The organism is Salicola sp. AFF1, from assembly GCF_056783195.1.
In genome coordinates, this window is sequence record NZ_JBXAYL010000092.1 from 1 (window position 1) to 1,558 (window position 1,558).

General features: G+C 61.8%; 1 protein-coding gene. It reads right to left on the reverse strand.

Annotation, left to right across the window (positions count from 1 at the left end):
• Positions 1-162: 162 nt before the first annotated feature.
• Positions 163-1,464 carry an IS1380 family transposase gene (locus AC1RQI_RS16820; RefSeq protein ID WP_481905765.1) on the reverse strand — a complete coding sequence of 434 codons (1,302 nt, stop codon included), beginning with the start codon at positions 1,462-1,464 and terminating at the stop codon, positions 163-165.
• Between the last annotated feature and the right edge of the window lie 94 nt (positions 1,465-1,558).

The following is a 1,558-nucleotide window of genomic DNA, read 5'->3' on the forward strand; positions in this document are numbered from 1 at the left end:
CCCGGATTTCTCATGAGCATCCAGAAACCGGACTGCTGGCCGCGTAGCGGGCTGTTGGCTCAGCTCTCAATCCCGATTTTGATCAATGTTTGAGCAAAAGGGCGGTTCTGGACACACTGCCCCCTTTCCCCCATTGAGTCGGGCCGGGGGCGCCCGCTGTCTCTAGGTTGGCACAAGCCGGCCAACGAGCCGGCTGAGCTCATCCTTCCAGGGGTAGTGCTCGCTGATCATCAGCTTGATGCGGCGCGTGTTGCGGATCACCACCGCCGAGACCTTGATCAGCTTCAGCCGCAGGTTATGGATGCTCATGCGCTCAAAGGCCGTGTCGTTGAGGTACTGGCGCAGGCGCTCGAACAGCGTGTAGGCGAAGCCCGACAGCAGCAGCCGCCACTGGTTGGCCCACCAGTCGGTACTTGACGCGCGTTCGGCGAACAGATCCAGCTGCTGGTCCTTGATCCGGTTTTCCATCTCCCCGCGCGCGCAATAGCGCTCGTAGTAGAGCCTGACCCCATCGTCGTAACGCGAGCTGATGATAAAGCGCGGGTTGGCGCCCGCCTCGCCGTGCTCCAGCCGGGAGACGATCCAGCGCCGGCGCTGCCAGCTTGTGGCCTGGTACAGGAACCGGTAGACACCGCTCATTTTCTCCCCGCTTTGCTGGTAGTAGTGGCGCACCCGCGCCATCGGGATCCGGACCTCCTCCAGCAGCTTGTTGTTCTTGCTGAACCCGACCAGGTAGTCCACGCCGTTGCGGTCGCACCATTCGAGCAGCCTCGGGCGATAGAAACCGGCATCGCCCCGGAATACGATCCGGGTATCGGGCCAGTGCTGGCGGATAAAGCGCACCAGCAGCGCCAGAATCGCCCAGCTGTGGCGGGCATCGCTGTAATAGCTCGGACGCAGGTAGCTGACCAGCAGCTGGCGCCCGCAGAACACATACAACGGCAGGTAACAGTGGTGGTCGTAGTGACCGTGGAAATGCTTGGCCGGCTGATCGCCGTGCAGCTCGATATCGGTGCCATCGAAATCCAGCACCAGCTCCTCCGGTGGCGCCTCGTGCTGGTCGATGAACTGCTGCCACAGCACCCGGTGAGCCTCGACCACCGCCTGGCGATCCACCCCACGCTCCATGCGCGACAGCGTGGCCTTGCTCGCCAGCACCTGATCCCGCCCAAGGGCGCTTTGCAGGATCTGATCGAAGCGCAGCTGCTGGTGATCGTTGAAATCCTCATAGCCGGCCGCCAGCCCGTACACACGCTGCGCCACCAGTGAGCGCATCGAATGGCGCACTTTCGCGCTCATGCGTGGATCGTGGACCCCATCCGCCAGCTGGCGGGTCAGGCCGTGGCGCTTGTCGAGCTCGCGAAGGAGCAACAATCCGGCGTCTGAACTGATGTGGCCACCGGAGAAATCGGCTTCAATGAGGCGGCGACCGAGTGGCGAGAAGGCGAGTTTTTCAGGTACCATTGTGGATAGCGGCTTTTGGTGTTGGTTCGTGTGTAGAGGCTTGAATTCTAACACTTTAAGCCGCTTTTTCCTTCCTTCTCATGAGAAATCCGGG